Genomic DNA, 19,191 nt, shown 5'->3' with positions numbered 1-19,191 from the left:
CCCCCCTCGTGGGGGAGATGTCCGGCAGGACAGAGGGGGGCGCTGTCCCTCCGACATTTCCAAGAGTGTCAGCTTGCCGACAACCCTCGATTTGACCGCTCCCACCCTCGCCTGTAGCAGACGGAGACAATCCGGCCAGGGAGTCCTTTCAATATGTCGAGCACCGACGGCTTTTCCGATTTCTTCTACACAGCGCCGGACGGCCTCAGACTTCACGCTCGCATCTACGGTGAGACAAACTCGGGAAACTGGCCGGTGGTCTGCCTGCCCGGCCTGACCCGCAACGCGCGCGACTTTCATGAGTTGGCGCTTTATTTGTCACAGCGGGCCGACAATCCGCGCAAGGTCATCGCCTTCGACTACCGTGGCCGCGGCCAGTCCGCTTACGACCCTGATATCGGCCACTACACTATCGGCATCGAGGCCGGCGATGTCCTCGCCGGGCTGGCTGCCCTGGACGTCGAGGAAGCGGCCTTCATCGGCACATCGCGTGGCGGACTGATCATCCACGTGCTCGGCGCGCTGCGGCCAGCCATACTGAAAGCCATAGTGCTGAACGACATCGGACCCGTGATCGAGGCCGCGGGGCTGGCCCATATCCAAACCTATCTCGACCCGGCACCGAAACCGAAGAGCCGCCATGAGGCGATCGATGCGCAACGCGTCGCGCACGGCGCGGATTTTCCCGCTCTGACCGCGGCGGATTGGGAGCGGATGGTGTCGGCCCTCTACCGCGAGACGGACGAAGGCCTCCTGTTGCCGGATTTCGACCCCCAACTGGTCGAGACGGTGGCGGGCCTCGACCTCAGCAAGCCGTTGCCGGATCTGTGGCCACAGTTCGAGGCGCTGGCGGCGATACCTTTGCTTGCCATTCGCGGCGCCAACTCGAAACTCTTGTCGGCCGACACACTCGACGAGATGCAAAAGCGTCATCCCGGCATGGAAGCGACCACCGTCGAGGGCCAAGGCCATGCCCCCTTCCTGGAGACAGGCAACCTGCCGGGCGCTATCGCGGCCTTCCTGGATGGAGTACTAAATACGGCCCAGGATAAGTAAACCCCAAGATCAAATATGATCCTGGGGTTGCCATGGCAAAAGCCTTGGGTAACTATTTGGCTTTCGAGCTTTTCCGGGGCGTCTTGGGTGCCTTCGCCGCTGCCGTTTTGCTCTTTTGGGCAGGCGTTGGCACTGAGGCCGTGGTCAGCGGCGATGCGAAGGCGGAGTTTTTTCCATCACCGGACAGCCCTTCGCCGCGGGGCGTTTCCAGCACGACGACGCAGCCGTCGAGATCGTTGGTGGCCAGATGCGCATAGCGCATGGTCATCGAAAGCGTCTGGTGGCCGAGCCACATCTGCACGCGCCGGATGTCGATGCCGCCCTGGACCAGACGTGAGGCGCAGGTGTGACGCAAGATGTGCGGCACCACCTGGTCGTCGGCGCCGAGGCCGACCTCGGCCTTGGCATCGTTCCAGATGGCGCGAAACTGCGCCTGGCTGAGTTTGGTGAACGGACCTTTGGGCCGGCGGCCCTCTGAGGGCGGCAGTTTGATCACCTCTTTGACCCGCTCGGTCATCGGGATGGTGCGGCTGCGGCCGGATTTGGTGATCCAGAACGAGACGCGGTGTTCCTGGATGTCGTTCCAGATCAGTCCGAGCGCCTCGCCGAGACGGCATCCGGTGTCCACGAGAAAGCATGAAAGACGGTAGGCATCCTCGCTGCGGGTCCTGATGGCGGCGAACAGCCTTGCTTCTTCGTCCCTTTCGAGGAAACGTATCCGTCCCGCCCGCTCCTTCTGGCGGCGGAACTCGGGCAGGCTGTGGATATCCCCCATCTTGTAAGCCTTGCGCAGCAGTTTGCTGAGGGCAGCCATCTTTCGATTGATGGTTGCGTTGCTGTTGCCGCGCTGGCGCAAGGTGCCGATAAGGTTGTCAAGGGTGCTCTGGTCGAAGGCGCTGAACCGTTCTCCGAGGAGAATCTCGTCTATTTCGCCGATGAAGGAGCTGACATTGTACTTATGTCGCCCATCATCCCAGAGTATGTCTCGGTACGCTGAAAAAAGCTCTCCGACCCGGTGCGACTTTACTTCTCTGATCTTGTTGTAGCTGTATTTTATCTTCGCATTTTGAGAAGAGAACATTGAGAAATGTTCGGAGGGGTCGCCCTCTTGTATCGCTTCGATGGTCATAAATTGCCACACCCCCGAGTGGATAGAGTCAGACCTACCCGCTTGGAAGCGTCCTTTCAAGAGATTTAATCACGCAGTTGTGAATTCATCCACCATCAGCGGATCCCACGAACTCACCCTACGGACTGTTCAGCTGCCGATTCCCCCTGTTCCTTCTGCTTGTCTTGACCCAGTCACGAAACAAAACAGCCCGGGCGTTGAATCGCCCGGGCTGGTATTCACCTGTTTAAAGCTAGCCCTTAGAACGAGCGCTGGAAGCGGAGCATGCCGCCAATGGCGTCGTCATCGCGGGCATCGGTCCAATCGGAGTCGCCAACGTTGATGTAGTCGACTTCGGCCGTGACCGTGAAGCCGGGGACGACGTCATAGGCGATGTTCGCCGCGGCGCCGAAGTTCTTGTCCTCGTCATACGAAAGCTGGACGTTGAACGAGGTCTTCTCGTTGATGGTGTAGGTGCCACCACCCCAGACTGCCCAGTTGCCGCCCCACTGCTTGTAGAAGCCGCGGCCGCCGGCCGGGATTGCCCAGGTCGGATCCGACAGATTGTCGTCGGTGCCGTAGCCGCCAATGATGAACAGCGACAGGTTCTGCATCGGGGTGACGTCCAAACGCACCTTGCCGGCTACTTCTTCATAGTTGCTGTCGTAAGCAATGACGCCGGTGATGGCGCCCCAGCCCTGCGTATACTTCAGACCGCCGACGACATGCGGAACATAGCTGTCGATGGTGCCGACGACGCCAGCGCCTTCTTCGAGCGAGAGGACGGCGGAGAAGCCGTTGCCCGCATCGAAATAGTACTGGATGACGTTGGTGTCGAAGCCGCCGTAGGGGACCAGCGTATCCTGGATGACGTTGCCGGCATAGCCGATGAACGTATTGAAGGCCGATTCGTCCTTACCAACGCGCAAGCCACCGAGCTGGATCCAGGCGAAGTTCAGCGAAACGCTCTTCATGCCGGCCGGATTGCTATCGAAAGCGGTTTCATCGACGAGGGGTGTGGCCGGATCATCAGCGATGTTGGTGGCGTACCGATTGTTGTTGCCGAAGTTGAAGCGGGTCTCGGTGTAGGTCTTCAAGGTGCCGAGTTCGGTTTCCTGGCCGGTCCAGGTCTTGAAGGTGGCGCGGGCATTCTTGTACCAGGTGTCCTGCGCGTCACCATCTTCGTGGTCGAGCGACTCCGCACCCGTGAATGCGCCGACGTCGCCGGCGCCGATATCGTAGCGGACATAGCCGCCGATGCGCAGGCAGGTTTCGGTGCCGGGAATGTAGAAGTAGCCCGAGCCGTAAACGTCGCAAATCTTGACGTATTCAGCCGGTTCCGGCTCGGCGACGACGACGGCGTCGGCGGCGCGCGCACCGGAAACTGCGATCAGGGCCGCAGCGGAGCCGAGGAGAAGGCTCTTAATGTTCATTTTCTGACCTCCAGTCAAAAGTTAAAAAACGGGTCTGGGTATTCTTTGCTGAAGGACAGCGTTCCCTGCCCCATCCCCACTACCGAAAAAGATGCGCACCGCGCCGCTCCTTCGAAATCGACATTACCCATGAGGCGGCGGCGTTCAACCACGATCGTACCGGCGAAAGGGCTGTGCGGACGCTATCCCCATGCGTTGTTGCACAAATGACACGATTTGGCCTCAGTCAGAAAGCTCTCATTAACTATCGAAGGGCCTGCAAGCCTTATCCAGCGCCGCGCAATGTGGCCGAATCCGGCGATGGCCGGCCAGAATTGCGGCCATGTCGCCGACTCGCCAGCCAGGGAACTGCCGTAGAATCGCCGCATGCAAAACGCGCCGCTGCGGCGGAATGCGGATTTTTCAACGATTATCGCGCCGGCTTGTTGATTGTGCCGGCGCTTTTCTCTATCCAGCGGCGCAACGGAGAGGTGGCCGAGTGGTCGAAGGCGCTCCCCTGCTAAGGGAGTAGAGGTCAAAAGCTTCTCGTGGGTTCGAATCCCATCCTCTCCGCCATCCTGCTTCGCTCTTCGAGCTTCGCAGGACAAACCCAACCCTCAGCGCGAAGCAGGATGGCGGAGAGGATGCCCTCCGAAGCCTTGGCGTAGGAGGGCCGGACCGTGTGGCGTGCTACGTGCCGCACAGCGTAAGCCCAGAGAATCCCTTGCAAAATTCGATTGGAAGTCCTGCTTCGCTCTTCGAGCTTCGCAGGACAAGCCCACCTCAGCGCGAAGCAGGAGGATGCCCTCCGAAGCCCCGGCAAAGGAGAGCAGCTCATGTGGTATGTGTATCTTCTGGAGAGTACGGCTGCGGAAGGCGAACGCTATATCGGCATAACGACGGACCTGAAACGACGGCTTGTCGAGCACAATGCGGGGAAATCCAGCCATACATCCAAGTTTCTGCCGTGGCGGATCGTCACCTATATGGCCTTTTCGAACCAGGCCAAGGCAGCTTCATTCGAGCGCTATCTCAAATCCGGTTCAGGGCATACTTTCGCCAACAAGCGCCTGTGGTGATGGCCGCATCACCTGCCGCAAAGTTCCATTTTTTTCAATAAACTTCAACAATAACAATTGATTACAGCGAAAACGCCTGTCGCCGGCTTCACTGTCTTGTTCGATTCTGACTGGAGGTCAGAAAATGAACATTAAGAGCCTTCTCCTCGGCTCCGCTGCGGCCTTGATCGCAGTTTCCGGTGCGCGCGCCGCCGACGCCGTCGTCGTCGCCGAGCCGGAACCGGCTGAATACGTCAAGATCTGCGACGTCTACGGCGCCGGCTACTTCTACATTCCCGGCACAGAAACCTGCCTGCGCATTGGCGGCTATGTCCGTTACGACATCGGTGCCGGCGACGTCGGCTCGTTCGACGGTGCGAGGTCCTTCGACCATAAGGATGGCGACGAGCAGGATACCTTCTACAAGAACGCCCGCTTCACGCTGAAGACCTGGACCGGCCAGGAAACCGAACTCGGCACCTTGAAGACCTACACCGAGACCCGCTTCAACTTCGGCAATCGTAACGGCTATCCGTCGGCAGACGATCCGACGACCGAAGCAGACGAGTTCAACTCCAACCCTGCCGGCAACAAGAACGTTTCGCTGAACTTCGCCTGGATCCAGCTCGGTGGTCTGCGCGTCGGTAAAGACGAATCGGCCTTCGACACGTTCATCGGCTACGCCGGCAACGTCCTTCAGGATACGCTCGTTCCCTACGGCGACTTCGACACCAACGTCGTCCAGTACTACTTCGATGCGGGCAACGGCTTCTCGGCCGTCGTCTCTCTCGAAGAAGGCTCGGGCTTCGACACCATCGACAGCTACGTTCCGCATGTCGTCGGCGGCGTGAAGTACACGCAGGGCTGGGGCGCCATCACCGGCGTCGTCGCTTATGACAGCAACTATGAAGAAGTCGCCGGCAAGGTTCGGTTGGACATCACCCCGATGCAGAACCTGTCGCTGTTCATCATGGGCGGCTACGGCACCGACGACAATTTGACGGACTCGAGCTATGCGATCGACGCTGGCGGCCGCGGCTTCTACAAGCAGTGGGGCGGCAACTGGGCATTCTGGGGTGGCGGCACCTACACCATCAACGAGAAGACCTCGTTCAATGCCCAGGTCTCGTATGACGAATGGAAGAATCTCGGTGTTGCCGCCAACATCGCCTACGACGTTGTTCCCGGCTTCACGGTCACGGCCGAAGTCGACTACCTCAATGCAGGCAAGTTCGACGACGCCAATTTCTCCAACTTCACCAACGCCGACAAGAAGAGCAGCATCGGCGGTCTCCTCCGCTTCCAGCGCTCGTTCTAAGACGCTCAGCCTGGCTGAAAATCGAACCCGGCGGGCAACCGCCGGGTTTTCTTTTTGAAGCGCCCGTCGCCATAGTCATTGGCTGCAGTGCTGGCCTTCAAAAGGGTTGCCGCCTACCGGCGGTCAGGTCGTAGAGCGTGGCCACCCGCGTCGATTTCATCACGGGCGTGATGGCCACTATTTCCAGCCGCGCCAGAACTTGCGCCGTCCTATCGGGCACGCTAGCAAGAAGGCCCATCTTCTCGTGAGCCTTTGCCATGCGCCAGCGCCCTGCCCTCACGCCGCTTGTCGGTGCGCTTCCCTCGACGGTGCCGTTTGTCGGCCCGGAAGCGCAGGAGCGCGAGCGTGGGCGTGCGTTTCGCGCCCGCATCGGCGCCAATGAGAGCAGTTTCGGGCCTTCGCCGCGCGTTATCGAGCGCATGGAGAGCGTCGCGTGTGACCAGTGGATGTATTGCGATCCCGACAATTACGAGCTGAAGCAGGCTGCGGCCCGCCATCTCGGCGTCCGCGCCGAGAACGTCGTGGTCGGCGAAGGCATAGACGGGCTGCTTAGCCTGGTGGCGCGCATGTATGTCGCGCCTGGCGACGCGGTGGTCACCTCGCTCGGCGCCTATCCGACGTTCAATTTCCACATTGCCGGCGTCGGCGGCCGGCTGGTCACGGTGCCTTACGAAAACGACAAGGAAAGTCTTGACGGCCTGCTGGCGGCGGTCACCCGAGAAAAGGCGCCGCTGGTCTATCTCTCCAACCCGGACAATCCGATGGGCAGCTGGTGGGAAGCGAGCGAGATCATCGGCTTTATCGAAGCCTTGCCGGAAACCACCATGCTGGTGCTCGACGAGGCCTATGGCGAATTGGGGCCGGCCTCGGCGCTGCCGCCGATCGATGTCGCGCGGCCCAACGTCATCCGCATGCGCACCTTCTCCAAGGCATACGGGCTGGCCGGCATACGCTGCGGCTATGCGGTGGCCGAAGCCGAGGTGATCCGTGACTTCGAGAAGATCCGCAACCATTACGGCGTCAGTCGTATGGCGCAGATCGCCGGCGTCGAGGCGCTGGCCGACCAGGACTGGCTGCACAGCGTGGTGGCGCGCGTCGCTGCCGGCCGCACACGTATAGCCGAGATTGCCGAGACGAACGGGCTGAAGCCGCTGCCATCGGCGACCAATTTCGTCACCATCGATTGCGGCAAGGACGGCGCCTTCGCGCTGAAAGTGCTGCAAAATCTTTTGTCGCGCGACGTGTTCATCCGCAAGCCGATGGCGCCAGGGCTCGACCGTTGCATAAGGGTCAGCGTCGGCCTCGATCATGAGCTCGACATCCTTGCCGAGGAACTGCCCGGCGCGCTCGCCGCTGAGCGGGGAAATTAGCCCGGCCGATTGCCGTCGCGACACGGCCTGCCAACGCCGCCAAAAGCCAAAACAGAATCAGCCGGGTCCCCGGCTTCCGTCGATCCAGCAACAATCCAACCGTTCAAGGCTGTTGCTTTCGTCCAATCCCGCGCCAGTTCTTGAGCATGGGAGATAACGACCGGCAAAAGGCGGTGCAGGCGCGCGTGCATGGTAAGGTGCAAGGCGTCGGCTACCGGATGTGGGCGCGACGCGAAGCGATAGGGCTTGGCCTCGTAGGTTGGGTACGCAATGAACGAGACGGCACGGTGACGGCCTCGATTGCCGGTGCCGATGCTGCGGTTTCCACAATGATCGAACGGCTCCGGCAAGGGCCAAGGGGAGCTTCGGTTTCGAAGGTCGAGATCGAAGAATTCGAACTCCTCGACGCGCCCATCGACTTTCGGATTATTGCCTAGACGGAACCACTTTATTGCCGCTTGAATTAATTGAACGTTCGTTTTATTAGTAAATATCGGGAGACGATCATGGCACGCACAACGGGATCCGATGGCGAAAAGACTGAAGCGGCCGTCCGCGAGGCAGCGGTCAGCCTGATCGCCCGCTTCGGCTACGAGGCGATGTCGATGCGGCAGCTTGCCGCCGAGGTCGGAGTCCAGGCCGCCGCGCTCTACCGCTATTTTCCGACCAAGGAAGACCTGCTGTTCACGCTTATGCGCGAACATATGGAAGGGCTGATCGAAGCGTGGGACGCCGCACGCCCCGATGCCGCCGATCCGGCAACGCGGCTTGCCGCCTATGTCGAAAACCACATCGCTTTCCACATCGAGCGCCGCCACTCCACCCATGTCTCGAACATGGAATTGCGCAGCCTGTCACATGACCGGCTGACGCAGATCCTTCGCATGCGCACCGCCTATGAGAAGGAGTTGCGCGCCATCCTGCGCGACGGCGCGGAGGCCGGCGCCTTCAGTGTCGATGACACCGGGCTCACTGCCATGGCCCTGATCCAGATGATGACCGGCGTCATCGTCTGGTTCCGGCCGGGCGAGCGGCTGTCGATGGCTGAAGTCACGGCGACATATCTTTCAATGACAATGCGCCTGGTTGGCGCGAAGATCGACGGCAAGACTTACAGCGCCGCGCGTCCCTTCGGACGCGCAAAGGACGCTGTATCAATTTGATTTCGCGCATGATCCTTTCCGAAAATCGAAGTCGATTTTCGGGGTCATGCGGCAGGAGGGAACGGCATGTACACGAACACACTCAGCTTCGGGCATGACGAGGACATCGAGGCGCTGCGCGATCTGGTGCGCCGCTTTGCCCAGGAGAAAATAGCGCCGATCGCTGCCGAGATCGACCGCAGCAATCAATTCCCCACGCATCTGTGGAAAGAGCTCGGCGCGCTCGGCCTTCTCGGCATCACCGCCGATCCCGATTTCGGCGGCAGCGGCATGGGCTATCTTGCCCACGTCATTGCGGTGGAAGAGATTTCGCGCGCCTCGGGCTCGGTTGGTCTCTCCTACGGCGCCCATTCGAACCTCTGCGTTAACCAGATCAACCGCTGGGCGACGCCGGCGCAGAAGGAGAAATTCCTGCCGGCATTGTGCTCGGGCGAAAGGGCAGGTGCGCTGGCCATGTCGGAATGGGGCGCCGGCTCCGACGTCGTCTCGCTCAAGCTGCGCGCCGAAAAGCGCAAAGACCGCTATGTGCTCAACGGCTCGAAAATGTGGATCACCAACGGCCCCGACGCCGAAACGCTGGTGGTCTACGCCAAGACCGATCCGGAGCGGAAATCGCACGGCATCACCGCCTTCATCGTCGAAAAGACGATGGCCGGCTTCTCGGCATCGCCAAAGCTCGACAAGCTCGGCATGCGCGGCTCCAACACCGGCGAACTGGTGTTCGACAATGTCGAGGTTCCCTACGACAATGTGCTGCATGAGGAAGGCCGCGGCGTTGAGGTGCTGATGTCGGGCCTCGACTACGAGCGCACCGTGCTCGCCGGCGGCCCGCTCGGGCTGATGGCGGCGAGCCTCGATGTCGCCTTCCCCTATGTGCATGAGCGCAAGCAGTTCGGCCAGCCGATCGGGGAGTTCCAGCTGGTACAGGGCAAGCTCGCCGACATGTATTCGACGATGAATGCCGCGCGCGCTTACGTTTATGCTGTCGCGGCTTCCTGCGATCGCGGCCAGACGACACGCAAGGATGCCGCCGGCTGCGTGCTGTTTGCCGCGGAAAAGGCGACGCTGATGGCGCTCGACGCCATCCAGCTGCTTGGCGGCAACGGGTATACCAACGAGTATCCGACCGGCCGGCTGTTGCGCGACGCCAAGCTCTACGAGATCGGCGCCGGCACCAGCGAAATCCGCCGCTGGCTGATCGGGCGCGAGATCATGGCGGAAGGGGTTTAGTGCCTGCCAAGATGGCAGGCTGTAGTTTTGCGGGTATCGAGAGACAAGTAGGGCGATAGATGGTTACCTCATCGGGGCATCCAGTCACAAGGCGGGGGATATTTGCGATGGCTTTGTTTTCCACAATCGCTGGCTTTCTCGGGCGCGCGAAGGCTCAGAAGCGTCGCTTTTCTAATATGGCGGAATTCAGAGAGCTCGTAATTGCCGAATTCAAACGGCAGCCGGGTGTCGATAGCGCTGTCGCAGACCCATCGGATCCTGCAAAAATCGGTGCAAAACTCGATGGCGCAGAAGTGACGGCAGACGTCACAAACGTGTTCGGGCACTTGAACTCATACCCCGACGAAGACGCCGATGCGGCCATACGCAGGCTTGTCCGAGGCCTCGCCGAAATACGACCTAGGGCGAGTGAAGAAAGTCTGATCGCGGTGATACGGACCCAGCAGTATGTCGAGCACCTCAAATCGATGGGTTTGGATTTATTGTGCGAACCGCTGGTTGGTGAAATTGCGGTCGTATACATGGCCGACCTTCCCGATTCAGTCTCACCTGTTGCTCCGAAGGACTTCCCCGGCCGGGCGCTTTCGGATTTGCGCGATGTCGCACTAGGCAATGTGAAGAAATGGCTGCCGAAAATTGTCTCCGACGGCCAGATTGGCACATTTTATCTCTATTACGTCGACGGCAATACGATGCTCTCCACGAGCCTTGTGCTGCTCGACGAGTTCTGGCTGTCGATCAAAGCACAGTTTCCCGGCGATGTTTTATTTGCGCTGCCGCGCCGGGATCAATTGTTCATCTTCGATGCGAGCAATCCGCAGGCCCAAAGCGCGGCCAGACAGATGATCGACGTCACGTTCGAGGATGGCTTCAATCTGCTATCCGATAAAATTTTCGAACGCCGCAACGGCAAACTCCTAGCCCAGATGTAGAGCTCGAAATGGCCGTACTCCAGACCCAGATCTCGCCCTCCTCCGAGACCTTCCGCGCCAATGCCGAGCGCATGCGGGCGCTGGTTGCCGACATTGCGGACAAGGCGGCAACCGTCGAGCGCGGTGGCTCGGAGGAGGCGCGCGAGCGTCATGTTTCGCGCGGCAAGCTGTTGCCGCGCGAGCGGCTGGCGCAGTTGCTCGACACCGGCTCGCCTTTCCTCGAGTTCGGCCAGTTCGCGGCATGGTCCATGTATGGCGAGGAGATTTCCTCGGCCGGCCTCATCGCCGGCGTCGGCCGTGTCGAAGGCACCGAGGTGATGGTCGTGGTCAACGACGCCACGGTGAAGGGCGGCACCTATTATCCGCTCACGGTGAAGAAGCATTTGCGCGCACAGGAGATCGCGCTGCAAAACAATCTGCCTTGCGTCTATCTGGTCGACAGCGGCGGCGCCAACCTGCCTAATCAGGACGAGGTGTTTCCCGATCGCGAGCATTTCGGCCGCATCTTCTACAACCAGGCCAACATGTCGGCGGCCGGCATTCCGCAGATCGCCTGCGTCATGGGCTCATGTACTGCGGGCGGCGCCTATGTGCCGGCAATGTCGGACGAGACGATCATGGTGCGCAACCAGGCGACCATTTTTCTCGGCGGCCCGCCTCTGGTGAAGGCGGCTACGGGTGAAGATGTCAGCGCCGAGGAGCTTGGCGGCGCCGACGTGCACACCAGGCTGTCCGGTGTCGCCGACCACTATGCGCTGGACGACGAACATGCGCTGGCCATCTGCCGGCGCATCGTCAAGAATCTCAACCGGCGCAAGACTGTAAGCCTGACCTTACAGGAACCCATGCCGCCGCTTCATGACGCGCAGGAACTCTACGGCATCGTGCCGACGGATCTGCGCCAGCCCTATGATGTGCGCGAGGTGATCGCGCGCGTCGTCGACGGCTCCGAGTTCGACGAGTTCAAGCAGAATTACGGCACCACGCTGGTCACCGGCTTTGCCCATCTTCAGGGCATGCCGGTCGGCATCATCGCCAACAATGGCGTGCTGTTTTCCGAAAGTGCTGTGAAGGGCGCGCATTTCATCGAACTGTGCTGCCAGCGCAAGATCCCGCTGATCTTCCTGCAGAACATCACCGGCTTCATGGTCGGGCGAAAATACGAGGCCGGCGGCATCGCCAAGGACGGCGCCAAGCTGGTGATGGCGGTCGCCACCGCTCGCGTGCCGAAGGTGACCATGATCATCGGCGGCTCGTTCGGCGCCGGCAATTACGGCATGTGCGGACGCGCCTACTCGCCGCGGTTCCTGTGGATGTGGCCGAATGCGCGCATTTCGGTGATGGGCGGCGAACAGGCGGCGACCGTGCTGGCGGTGGTCAAGCGCGAGGGCATCGAGCGCAAGGGCGGTGAGTGGAGCGCGGACGAGGAAGCGAAATTCAAGAAGCCGATCCTGATGAAATACGAGCATGAGGGCCACCCGCTCTACTCCTCGGCGCGGCTGTGGGACGACGGCATCATCGACCCGGCGAAAACGCGCGAGGTGCTGGCGCTCAGCCTGTCGGCCGCGCTCAACGCCGGAATCGAGGAAACGAAGTTCGGCGTGTTCAGGATGTGAGATGAGCAAGTCGGCGAAACGGATACATGTCCACACCGCGACATCACCAGGCTTGCGGTCGATGCCATCGTCAATGCCGCCAATTCCTCGCTGCTGGGCGGCGGCGGCGTCGACGGCGCCATTCACCGCGCCGCCGGCCCGGAGCTCGAATTCGAATGCCGGATGCTGAACGGCTGCAAGTCGGCGAGGCAAAGCTTACGAAGGGCTATCACCTGCCGGCACGTTACATCATCCACACGGTCGGACCTGTCTGGCAAGGCGGCGGCAAAGGCGAAGCCGGACTGGTCGTATCCTGCTATATCAGGTCACTCCAAATCGCCGCCGCCAGGGATTGCCGGACCGTGGCATTTCCGGCGATCTCGACCGGCATCTACCGTTATCCGAAAAATGAGGCGACGCAGATTGCCGTTGGCATCGCAGGTACCTTCGTCGGACAGAACTCAACGCCCGAAACAGTTATTTTCTGCTGCTTCGACGAGCCAACAGCTCAACTATACCGACAAGCCGTTGCTGCCATTGGAGGATGCTAGTCTGCATGGATAAGATGGTTCATCCACCTACGCAAAAGCAATTTTCGGTGAGCAGGCTGGCGGCACTGGAGAATAGACGCTATTGTTCATCCCGCATTGGGCAACGGGGATGGGGTAAAGATGAGGCCGAAATATTCGGGAAAAACGACTGCGTCGGTACTTGCAGTCTTGCTTATATTTGCGGTACCCGGCGTTGGCGCCGCGGCATCGCTGGCGGGAAGCAAAGGCGACATCCATTTCTATCCGTATTTGCCGAAAAGCCCGAAAGACCAGTGCACCATGGCTTACAACGCCTATGTGGCCGCCGGCGGCCATTCGGCCTATGCGACCACGCCCTATGCCCGGATCCGTTCGTTGTACATCATCTGCGGCTCGGGCTTGAATGCACCGTCACAGAAGGCTGCCGAAGAACGGGCGATGAAATCCTGCGAGTCCGCCCGCAGCCATTACAAGGTCATTACAGGGGCGGGCTGCGAAGTTGCGGCATCGAAGTAGGCCGACAAGCATCGGCTTGGGCATTTTTCAAATGGGCGGCGCAAGATGAAATCGAAACGCATCAAACGAATTACTGTATCGATGCTTGCCGGCCTGCTCGTATTTACGGCACCCGGTATCGGGGCGGCTGGATCGCTGGCGGGCAGCAAGGGAGACACCCGATTCTGGCCTCCGTTGTCACTGAATCCAAAGGAGCCCTGCACGAAGTCGTACAACGCCTATGTCGCGGCGAGTGGCCACTCGGCCTACGCGACCACATTCTACTCGCGCGTCGACGATCTTTACATCATCTGCGGTGCGCGGCTGAACGCGCCATCTCAGAAGGCCGCGGAAGAGTTGGCTTTGCGAAGCTGTCAGGTTGGCCTGAAAAAGTGGAAGGTTCAGACCGCGAGCAGCGGCTGCAAAATCGCGGCTTCGAAATAGGCTCATTCCTGCCAGACCGGCGCCGCCCGAGACAAACTCTGGAGGCTCCATGTTCGCCAAGATCCTGATCGCCAATCGCGGCGAGATCGCCTGCCGGGTGATACGCACGGCCAGGAAGATGGGAGTGCGCACCGTTGCCGTCTATTCCGACGCGGACGCCAAGGCCCTGCACGTCAAAATGGCCGACGAGGCAGTGAGTATCGGTTCCTCGCCGGTCGGCGAAAGCTATCTGCGCGGCGACAGGATTGTTGCGGCGGCGCTGGCGACCGGCGCCGAAGCAATTCACCCCGGCTACGGCTTCCTCTCGGAAAACCCCGATTTCGTCGACCTGGTGGTGGCGGCGGGGCTCACATTCATCGGCCCGTCGGCCGCCTCGATCCGCGCCATGGGGCTGAAGGATGCGGCCAAGCGGCTGATGGAAAAGGCCGGCGTGCCGGTGGTGCCGGGCTATCATGGCGAGGCGCAGGAGATCGTGCTGCTGGCGTCCAAGGCGCGTGAGATCGGCTATCCCGTGCTGATCAAGGCGCGCGCCGGCGGCGGCGGCAAGGGCATGCGCCGGGTCGAACATCCCGACGATTTCTCCGAGGCGCTGTCGGGCGCACGGCGCGAGGCCAAGGCCGCGTTCGGCGACGACCGCGTGCTGGTCGAAAAATATGTCGACAAGCCGCGCCACATCGAGGTCCAGGTATTCGGCGACAATTTTGGCAATGCCGTGCATCTCTACGAGCGCGACTGCTCGGCGCAGCGCCGCCACCAGAAGGTGATCGAGGAAGCGCCGGCGCCCGGCATGACGCCGGCGCTGCGCGAGGCGATGACGGAAGCGGCGGTCAAGGCCGCCAAGGCGATCAGCTATTCCGGCGCCGGCACCATCGAATTCATCGTCGATGCCTCGCAAGGGCTGAAGGCCGACCGCTTCTGGTTCATGGAAATGAACACCCGCCTGCAGGTCGAGCATCCCGTCACCGAAATGGTCACCGGCACCGACCTGGTCGAGTGGCAGTTGCGGGTAGCCGCCGGCGAAAAGCTGCCGAAGACGCAGAGCGAAATCACGCTTTCCGGCCACGCCTTCGAGGCGCGCATCTATGCCGAGGACGCGGCGAAAGGGTTTCTGCCGGCGACCGGCACGCTGCATCACCTGGCGTTTCCCGACAACGCGCCCGAAGGCGCCAGCATGCGCATCGAGACCGGCGTGCGGGCCGGCGATGCGATCTCGCCCTTCTACGATCCGATGATCGCCAAGCTGGTCGTCCACGCCAAGGACAGGCAGGCGGCACTCGATGCGCTCGGCACTGCGTTGTCGCAGACCGAGATTGCCGGCTCGACCGTCAACACCGCGTTTCTCGCGGCACTTGCCGCGGACGCCGATTTTTCGGCCGGTGATGTCGATACCGGCCTGATCGGCAGGCATCAGGAAGCGCTGACCGCGGTCGCCCTGCCGAGCAGCGAGATCGTTGCCGCGGCGGCCCTTGCCGCGGCGGGCGCCGGTGCCTTGCCGCCGTCGAACGATCCGTGGTCGTCGCTTGCCGGCTATGCGCATTTCCACAGCGTTGCGCGCCGCACGCGCCTGCGCCATGGCGAGGACGATATACTGGCGCGTGTTTCAGTGCGGCCGGACGGGCGCTTCGAGGTGGCGCTGGACGCGCCCTATGATAGCGTCAATTCGCATGATCTTCGCGCCGCCCCTCGCCTTGCCCGCTGGCCAGGCCACGTCACCGTGTTCGAAGGCGCGGTCGGCTACAGTTTCCTCGTCCCGGATCCGCTGGTGCGAACCGACGAGGCGGCCGCCGCTTCGGGCAGCCTGCGCGCGCCGATGCCGGGCGTGGTCAAGCTGGTGCGCGCGGCAAAGGGCGAAAGGGTGATCAAGGGCCAGCCGCTACTGATCCTGGAAGCGATGAAGATGGAGCACACGATCGCGGCCAGCCATGACGGCGTGATCGCCGAGATCGCCACCGAGGGCGCGCAGGTAACCGACGGAACGGTGCTGGTGCGCTTCGTTGAAGAGGTGCATAGCCGGCTGGAGGCTTGAATGAAAAATGGCCGGGACAAGCCCGGCCATTCCATGAGTACGCGGCCGCTTACTGCGCGATCGGTGCGTATTTGCCGTCGTGCCACTGGTTGATGTCGTAGCTGGCGTTCTTCAGATCGCCCTTCTCGTCGAAGGTCACGTCGCCGACCACGGTGCTGAACGGCGTGCCGTTCTTCAGCGCTTCGGCTACCTTGACCGGATCGTCCGTTCCGGCGCGCTTGACGCCCTCTGCAAACGCCTGAACGACGGCGTAGGAGAACAGCGTAAAGCCTTCCGGCACGAAGCCGCCCGCCTTGATCTTGGCGATGGCCTCCTTGGCTTCCGGCTTGGCCTGCGGGTCCGACGGGAAGACGAACAGGGTGCCTTCACCGGCGGGGCCGGCGACCTGCCAGAATTCCGGCGAGGCGATCGAGTCCGGCATGATCAGCTGGAACTTGACGCTCTGCTCGGCCGACTGACGCAGGATAAGCCCGGCTTCCGGGTGATAGCCGCCGAAATAGACAACGTCGGCCTTGAGGTCCTTCAGCTTGGTGACGAGAGCCGAATAATCCTTCTCGCCGGCATTGATGCCTTCATAGTCGATCTCCTTGAGGCCACCGGCATTCATCGTCGCCTTCACGGCATCGGCAACGCCCTGACCGTAGGCGCTCTTGTCATGCAGGATAACGACATTCTTGCCGGCATATTTCTTGGCGATCCAAGGGCCAATGAAGGCGCCCTGCGCGTCGTCACGCGTATAGAGACGCATGATCGTCGGCCAGCCGGCCTTGGCGGCGGCATCGGTCAGCTCGGGATTTGAAGAGGCCGGGCTCATCATCAGCGCGCCGGCCTCGGCGTAGACGGCGGAAGCCGGGATGCTCGAACCTGAACAGGCATGGCCGTCAATAAACTTGACGCTGTTGGCAACGATCCGGTTGGCCACCGAAACCGCCTGCTTGGGATCGCACTGGTCGTCCTCGATGTCGAGCTTGATCATCGAGCCGTTGACACCGCCGGCGGCGTTGATCGCATCGGCGGCTGCCGTTGCGCCCTGCTTGAACTGATCGCCGATCGTGGCGAGCTGTCCGGTCATCGGGCCGACCACCGAAATGGTGATGTCATCGGCAAAGGCAACCGGCGCGCTCATCATCAGGCCAAATACGGCCGCGCTCAAAATACCCGTTTTTTTCATGGTGATAGAACTCCTCCCACACTCGCGCAGCCGCTCTGGCCGCGCTTCTTTCCGAAGGCGGGACAATTTCATCCTTCATACGGCCTGTCTAGGCGCATCGGCACCGCTCGATTGGGCCTCATCAACGCAAAAAGCCACGCCAGCCTGTTCCGGCCGGTCGTGGCTTTTTGCTCGTAGCAGTCCCCATGCGCCCCCGCGCCACGAAAACCTGCCCGCCGTCCCCATTGTGCACGACTGGACCGTGCCGGCCTGCCGCGTTCTTGTTCTTTCATGGTCGGCCGTCTTGTCGCGGCCTTGTCGTTTCACCGGTTCCGACCGTCTTTGCGGTCTTGATCCCGGGGCTTCCCTGTTTTCGATAATCTGCCTGCGATAATCTGCTCGCGATCTCAGTGCATCGTCATCCATTCGCGGGCTTCGCGCAGCGCCTTGGCGATCTCGACCTTGGACATTGCGGCCGACAGTTCCGAGCGCAGTTCCGCGGCGCGGACCGAGCCCTTGATGGCGGCTATGTTGAACCATTTGTGGGCGGCAACGACATCGGTCTCGCAATCGCGGCCGGTCGCATACATCATGCCCAGTTCGAAAAGAATGTCGGCCTGGGCAGTTGCCCCCATGGCGCCGAAGCCGGCTTCAAGCATTTCAAAACGTGCCATTTTAGTCCCCTGTCTGGCTCCCGAGAGCGGGCCTCTTCTGTCCCCCGGTGTTCCCTGGGGAGCCGCTCTTTCGATGCTTCCGAGAATGAGGCCGAGCCTTGAATCAGTCGTTAAATGGCGTGCTTAATTTGGAGAAAACAAAGCTAAAACAAGAGGTAAACGCGGAAATTCGTTAAGGATGCAAAGTCAGCAATCCCGCCGTTTTTCGATCGATTTGACGAAAATTTGCAAGGGGCCGATCAACACTCTGCTAACCACGCAAACCAAAGCCAACGCCTCGATCGTTTCATTTTCACGGGCTGCGCTCTCCCGACCCCGCATGAAAATTGCGAAACCCTCCGTCGCGGCACGCTTTTGTTTTGCCGGGAGCTGGATTAGCTTACGTTTGCGTAAGGGGCAGAGAGGCGGCTGCCCCATCTAAACCAGGGAGGACAGATATGTTTCGCAAAGTGAGCTTGGCCCTGGCGGCCGCCGTGATGATGGCTGGTGCGGCTTGGGCCGATCCGCTCGAAGGCAATTGGAAGACACAAGCCGGCGACACAGCAGTTATCGGCGGCAGCGGTTCATTCTCCATCACCCTGAAGACCGGCAAATATGCCGGGAAGACCATCGGTTCGCTCAAGGCGGCCGGGGCCAACAAATATGCCGGCAACATCACCGATCCGGCAAACGACAAGACCTATTCGGGCAAGGCAACACTGTCGGGCACCTCGCTCAAAATGAGCGGCTGCGTGCTCGGCGGGCTGATCTGCAAGAGCCAGACCTGGCACAAGCTCTGATCTTGCTGCTTTGAGTTGACCAACGGGGCCTTCACAGGCCCCGTTTTCTTTTGCCGGACGGTCCGCGCCATAGCGACGACCGTGCCGTTTGCGGCGGCGCAAACCCGAACCGATGCTCTCTCTAAGACATCGTCAATCACTTTGAACCGCAGATGAACGCCGGCATCAGCGCCGGTTCAGTCGCATCAGGGCATTTTGATGGCGTGTTCAAGGAGACACTACGCAAATGCTCGCTCGCCGCTTCACCATCGTCTGCCTGTTGATGAGCCTGTTCGGGATGCTCTTCGCCATCCTCGTGGCCGAAGCCGGCCGCCCGGCCCGTTCCTGGGATGCAGCCGGTTCCTGCCAATTCGATTGCATGAACCATTTTCGCCCCTGAGACGACAAAGACATAGATCCAAACAGAAAAGCAAAAGCCATGAACCGCATCGCCATCAACGCCCTCCAGACCCTTCGGCTCCTGCCGCGGGCGGCGCTCGTCCTGGTCGTGCTGTCGGCGCCGGTCCTGGCCATGCCAATGATGCGGGCCAATGCCGACACGACGATCGACGCGCCGGCGACGAAGAAGCATGGCGTCGGCTTTGTCTTGCTGGTCAGTCTGCAGCGCGGGTAAGGTGTGCCGGTATTAAGGTGATGCCGGCCTGCAAGTGGCGGCCTTGGTGCTCACATGCTTCGAGTACGCTCCGCTCCGGTTCTCGAAGCCAGCCAGTTTGGTCGCTTCGCGCCCGTCCTCGACTCCGGCTCAGCGTTACCTGAATCTCAGCACACCTTGGGCGTGGACGAATAAATCGACCACTTGGCGGCCACCCTCCCCTCCCAAGTGCGGCCTCAAGTCTCTATATTGAGCCATG

General features: G+C 61.1%; 20 protein-coding genes, 1 tRNA gene and 1 pseudogene. 16 read left to right on the top strand and 6 right to left on the bottom strand.

Features of this window, described 5'->3' with window-relative positions:
• Positions 1–153 precede the first annotated feature (153 nt).
• Positions 154–1,056: an alpha/beta fold hydrolase gene (locus NKI88_RS27360; RefSeq protein ID WP_352658520.1), complete on the top strand. Its 903-nt coding sequence runs from the start codon at positions 154–156 to the stop codon at positions 1,054–1,056.
• A 52-nt stretch (positions 1,057–1,108) separates the two neighbouring features.
• Here NKI88_RS27360 and NKI88_RS27355 read toward each other — a convergent pair whose 3' ends face one another.
• On the bottom strand, positions 1,109–2,185 hold the full coding sequence (locus tag NKI88_RS27355; protein WP_352625977.1) for a tyrosine-type recombinase/integrase: 1,077 nt from the start codon (positions 2,183–2,185) through the stop codon (positions 1,109–1,111).
• 239 nt (positions 2,186–2,424) lie between these two features.
• Positions 2,425–3,597: a porin gene (locus tag NKI88_RS27350; RefSeq protein ID WP_352625976.1), complete on the bottom strand. Its 1,173-nt coding sequence runs from the start codon at positions 3,595–3,597 to the stop codon at positions 2,425–2,427.
• 464 nt (positions 3,598–4,061) lie between these two features.
• Between NKI88_RS27350 and NKI88_RS27345 the strand changes: the two genes are divergently transcribed.
• The 3 genes from NKI88_RS27345 (at position 4,062) to NKI88_RS27335 (ending at position 5,952) form a co-directional block, all read left to right on the top strand.
• Positions 4,062–4,152 (top strand) — tRNA-Ser (locus tag NKI88_RS27345).
• Positions 4,153–4,412: 260 nt separating this feature from the next.
• The gene (locus NKI88_RS27340; RefSeq protein WP_352518982.1) at positions 4,413–4,655 is read left to right on the top strand and encodes a GIY-YIG nuclease family protein; all 243 of its coding nucleotides are present in this window, start codon (positions 4,413–4,415) and stop codon (positions 4,653–4,655) included.
• A gap of 124 nt (positions 4,656–4,779) precedes the next feature.
• Positions 4,780–5,952, top strand: a complete 1,173-nt coding sequence (locus NKI88_RS27335; protein ID WP_023684506.1) for a porin — start codon at positions 4,780–4,782, stop codon at positions 5,950–5,952.
• Between the two features lie 97 nt (positions 5,953–6,049).
• Here NKI88_RS27335 and NKI88_RS27330 read toward each other — a convergent pair whose 3' ends face one another.
• Entirely contained in the window at positions 6,050–6,211 is a 162-nt protein-coding gene (locus NKI88_RS27330) for a hypothetical protein (RefSeq protein WP_352658518.1), read from the bottom strand.
• Here NKI88_RS27330 and NKI88_RS27325 point away from each other — a divergent pair.
• From NKI88_RS27325 to NKI88_RS27280, 10 genes and pseudogenes are all read left to right on the top strand, one after another.
• Complete coding sequence (locus tag NKI88_RS27325; protein ID WP_352658517.1) at positions 6,210–7,322, top strand: pyridoxal phosphate-dependent aminotransferase; 1,113 nt, start codon at positions 6,210–6,212, stop codon at positions 7,320–7,322. The two genes, NKI88_RS27330 and NKI88_RS27325, sit on opposite strands and share 2 nt — an antisense overlap.
• Positions 7,323–7,468: 146 nt before the next feature.
• The gene (locus NKI88_RS27320) at positions 7,469–7,759 is read left to right on the top strand and encodes an acylphosphatase (protein WP_023731405.1); all 291 of its coding nucleotides are present in this window, start codon (positions 7,469–7,471) and stop codon (positions 7,757–7,759) included.
• Positions 7,760–7,828: 69 nt separating this feature from the next.
• Positions 7,829–8,485: a TetR/AcrR family transcriptional regulator gene (locus tag NKI88_RS27315; protein ID WP_352658515.1), complete on the top strand. Its 657-nt coding sequence runs from the start codon at positions 7,829–7,831 to the stop codon at positions 8,483–8,485.
• A 66-nt stretch (positions 8,486–8,551) separates the two neighbouring features.
• Positions 8,552–9,715: an isovaleryl-CoA dehydrogenase gene (locus tag NKI88_RS27310; protein WP_352658513.1), complete on the top strand. Its 1,164-nt coding sequence runs from the start codon at positions 8,552–8,554 to the stop codon at positions 9,713–9,715.
• A gap of 107 nt (positions 9,716–9,822) precedes the next feature.
• Positions 9,823–10,647, top strand: coding sequence for a DUF1444 family protein (locus tag NKI88_RS27305; protein WP_352658511.1), 825 nt, complete (start codon positions 9,823–9,825; stop codon positions 10,645–10,647).
• An 8-nt stretch (positions 10,648–10,655) separates the two neighbouring features.
• Entirely contained in the window at positions 10,656–12,263 is a 1,608-nt protein-coding gene (locus NKI88_RS27300) for a carboxyl transferase domain-containing protein (protein ID WP_352658509.1), read from the top strand.
• Between the two features lies 1 nt (position 12,264).
• Positions 12,265–12,793: pseudogene (locus tag NKI88_RS27295) on the top strand (O-acetyl-ADP-ribose deacetylase).
• Between the two features lie 120 nt (positions 12,794–12,913).
• Positions 12,914–13,288 (top strand): hypothetical protein, encoded by a 375-nt coding sequence (locus NKI88_RS27290; protein WP_023670207.1) that lies wholly within the window; start codon positions 12,914–12,916, stop codon positions 13,286–13,288.
• Between the two features lie 45 nt (positions 13,289–13,333).
• Entirely contained in the window at positions 13,334–13,711 is a 378-nt protein-coding gene (locus tag NKI88_RS27285) for a hypothetical protein (protein ID WP_352658507.1), read from the top strand.
• 49 nt (positions 13,712–13,760) lie between these two features.
• On the top strand, positions 13,761–15,737 hold the full coding sequence (locus NKI88_RS27280; protein ID WP_352658505.1) for an acetyl/propionyl/methylcrotonyl-CoA carboxylase subunit alpha: 1,977 nt from the start codon (positions 13,761–13,763) through the stop codon (positions 15,735–15,737).
• 49 nt (positions 15,738–15,786) lie between these two features.
• Here the strand turns inward: NKI88_RS27280 and NKI88_RS27275 are convergent, their stop codons facing one another.
• Complete coding sequence (locus tag NKI88_RS27275; protein ID WP_023687260.1) at positions 15,787–16,908, bottom strand: ABC transporter substrate-binding protein; 1,122 nt, start codon at positions 16,906–16,908, stop codon at positions 15,787–15,789.
• Positions 16,909–17,294: 386 nt separating this feature from the next.
• Positions 17,295–17,561: an SEL1-like repeat protein gene (locus tag NKI88_RS27270; protein ID WP_006199745.1), complete on the bottom strand. Its 267-nt coding sequence runs from the start codon at positions 17,559–17,561 to the stop codon at positions 17,295–17,297.
• Positions 17,562–17,998: 437 nt separating this feature from the next.
• On the opposite strand from NKI88_RS27270, the gene NKI88_RS27265 reads away from it, so the two are divergent.
• Positions 17,999–18,340, top strand: coding sequence for a DUF2147 domain-containing protein (locus NKI88_RS27265; RefSeq protein ID WP_352658503.1), 342 nt, complete (start codon positions 17,999–18,001; stop codon positions 18,338–18,340).
• A gap of 136 nt (positions 18,341–18,476) precedes the next feature.
• On the opposite strand, the gene NKI88_RS27260 is transcribed toward NKI88_RS27265, so the two are convergent.
• Positions 18,477–18,707, bottom strand: a complete 231-nt coding sequence (locus NKI88_RS27260) for a hypothetical protein (RefSeq protein WP_352658541.1) — start codon at positions 18,705–18,707, stop codon at positions 18,477–18,479.
• Positions 18,708–18,758: 51 nt separating this feature from the next.
• Here NKI88_RS27260 and NKI88_RS27255 point away from each other — a divergent pair, with 51 nt between their 5' ends.
• On the top strand, positions 18,759–18,953 hold the full coding sequence (locus tag NKI88_RS27255; protein ID WP_023670200.1) for a hypothetical protein: 195 nt from the start codon (positions 18,759–18,761) through the stop codon (positions 18,951–18,953).
• Positions 18,954–19,191: the final 238 nt, after the last annotated feature.

The organism is Mesorhizobium sp. M0317, from assembly GCF_040321555.1.
Classification (GTDB): Bacteria; Pseudomonadota; Alphaproteobacteria; order Rhizobiales; family Rhizobiaceae; genus Mesorhizobium.
This window is presented reverse-complemented; position numbering and strand designations above follow the sequence as displayed.

Bases quoted from the DNA above. Each gene is read 5' to 3' on its own strand.
- NKI88_RS27340 (WP_352518982.1), top strand. From the start codon at position 4,413: ATGTGGTATGTGTATCTTCTGGAGAGTACGGCTGCGGAAGGCGAACGC.
- NKI88_RS27315 (WP_352658515.1), top strand. From the start codon at position 7,829: ATGGCACGCACAACGGGATCCGATGGCGAAAAGACTGAAGCGGCCGTC.
- NKI88_RS27260 (WP_352658541.1), bottom strand. From the start codon at position 18,707: ATGGTTCATGCAATCGAATTGGCAGGAACCGGCTGCATCCCAGGAACG.
- NKI88_RS27350 (WP_352625976.1), bottom strand. From the start codon at position 3,597: ATGAACATTAAGAGCCTTCTCCTCGGCTCCGCTGCGGCCCTGATCGCA.
- NKI88_RS27335 (WP_023684506.1), top strand. From the start codon at position 4,780: ATGAACATTAAGAGCCTTCTCCTCGGCTCCGCTGCGGCCTTGATCGCA.
- NKI88_RS27330 (WP_352658518.1), bottom strand. From the start codon at position 6,211: ATGGCAAAGGCTCACGAGAAGATGGGCCTTCTTGCTAGCGTGCCCGAT.
- NKI88_RS27360 (WP_352658520.1), top strand. From the start codon at position 154: ATGTCGAGCACCGACGGCTTTTCCGATTTCTTCTACACAGCGCCGGAC.
- NKI88_RS27355 (WP_352625977.1), bottom strand. From the start codon at position 2,185: ATGACCATCGAAGCGATACAAGAGGGCGACCCCTCCGAACATTTCTCA.
- NKI88_RS27280 (WP_352658505.1), top strand. From the start codon at position 13,761: ATGTTCGCCAAGATCCTGATCGCCAATCGCGGCGAGATCGCCTGCCGG.
- NKI88_RS27325 (WP_352658517.1), top strand. From the start codon at position 6,210: ATGCGCCAGCGCCCTGCCCTCACGCCGCTTGTCGGTGCGCTTCCCTCG.
- NKI88_RS27255 (WP_023670200.1), top strand. From the start codon at position 18,759: ATGAACCGCATCGCCATCAACGCCCTCCAGACCCTTCGGCTCCTGCCG.
- NKI88_RS27320 (WP_023731405.1), top strand. From the start codon at position 7,469: ATGGGAGATAACGACCGGCAAAAGGCGGTGCAGGCGCGCGTGCATGGT.
- NKI88_RS27265 (WP_352658503.1), top strand. From the start codon at position 17,999: ATGTTTCGCAAAGTGAGCTTGGCCCTGGCGGCCGCCGTGATGATGGCT.
- NKI88_RS27305 (WP_352658511.1), top strand. From the start codon at position 9,823: ATGGCTTTGTTTTCCACAATCGCTGGCTTTCTCGGGCGCGCGAAGGCT.
- NKI88_RS27290 (WP_023670207.1), top strand. From the start codon at position 12,914: ATGAGGCCGAAATATTCGGGAAAAACGACTGCGTCGGTACTTGCAGTC.
- NKI88_RS27275 (WP_023687260.1), bottom strand. From the start codon at position 16,908: ATGAAAAAAACGGGTATTTTGAGCGCGGCCGTATTTGGCCTGATGATG.
- NKI88_RS27285 (WP_352658507.1), top strand. From the start codon at position 13,334: ATGAAATCGAAACGCATCAAACGAATTACTGTATCGATGCTTGCCGGC.
- NKI88_RS27310 (WP_352658513.1), top strand. From the start codon at position 8,552: ATGTACACGAACACACTCAGCTTCGGGCATGACGAGGACATCGAGGCG.
- NKI88_RS27270 (WP_006199745.1), bottom strand. From the start codon at position 17,561: ATGGCACGTTTTGAAATGCTTGAAGCCGGCTTCGGCGCCATGGGGGCA.
- NKI88_RS27300 (WP_352658509.1), top strand. From the start codon at position 10,656: ATGGCCGTACTCCAGACCCAGATCTCGCCCTCCTCCGAGACCTTCCGC.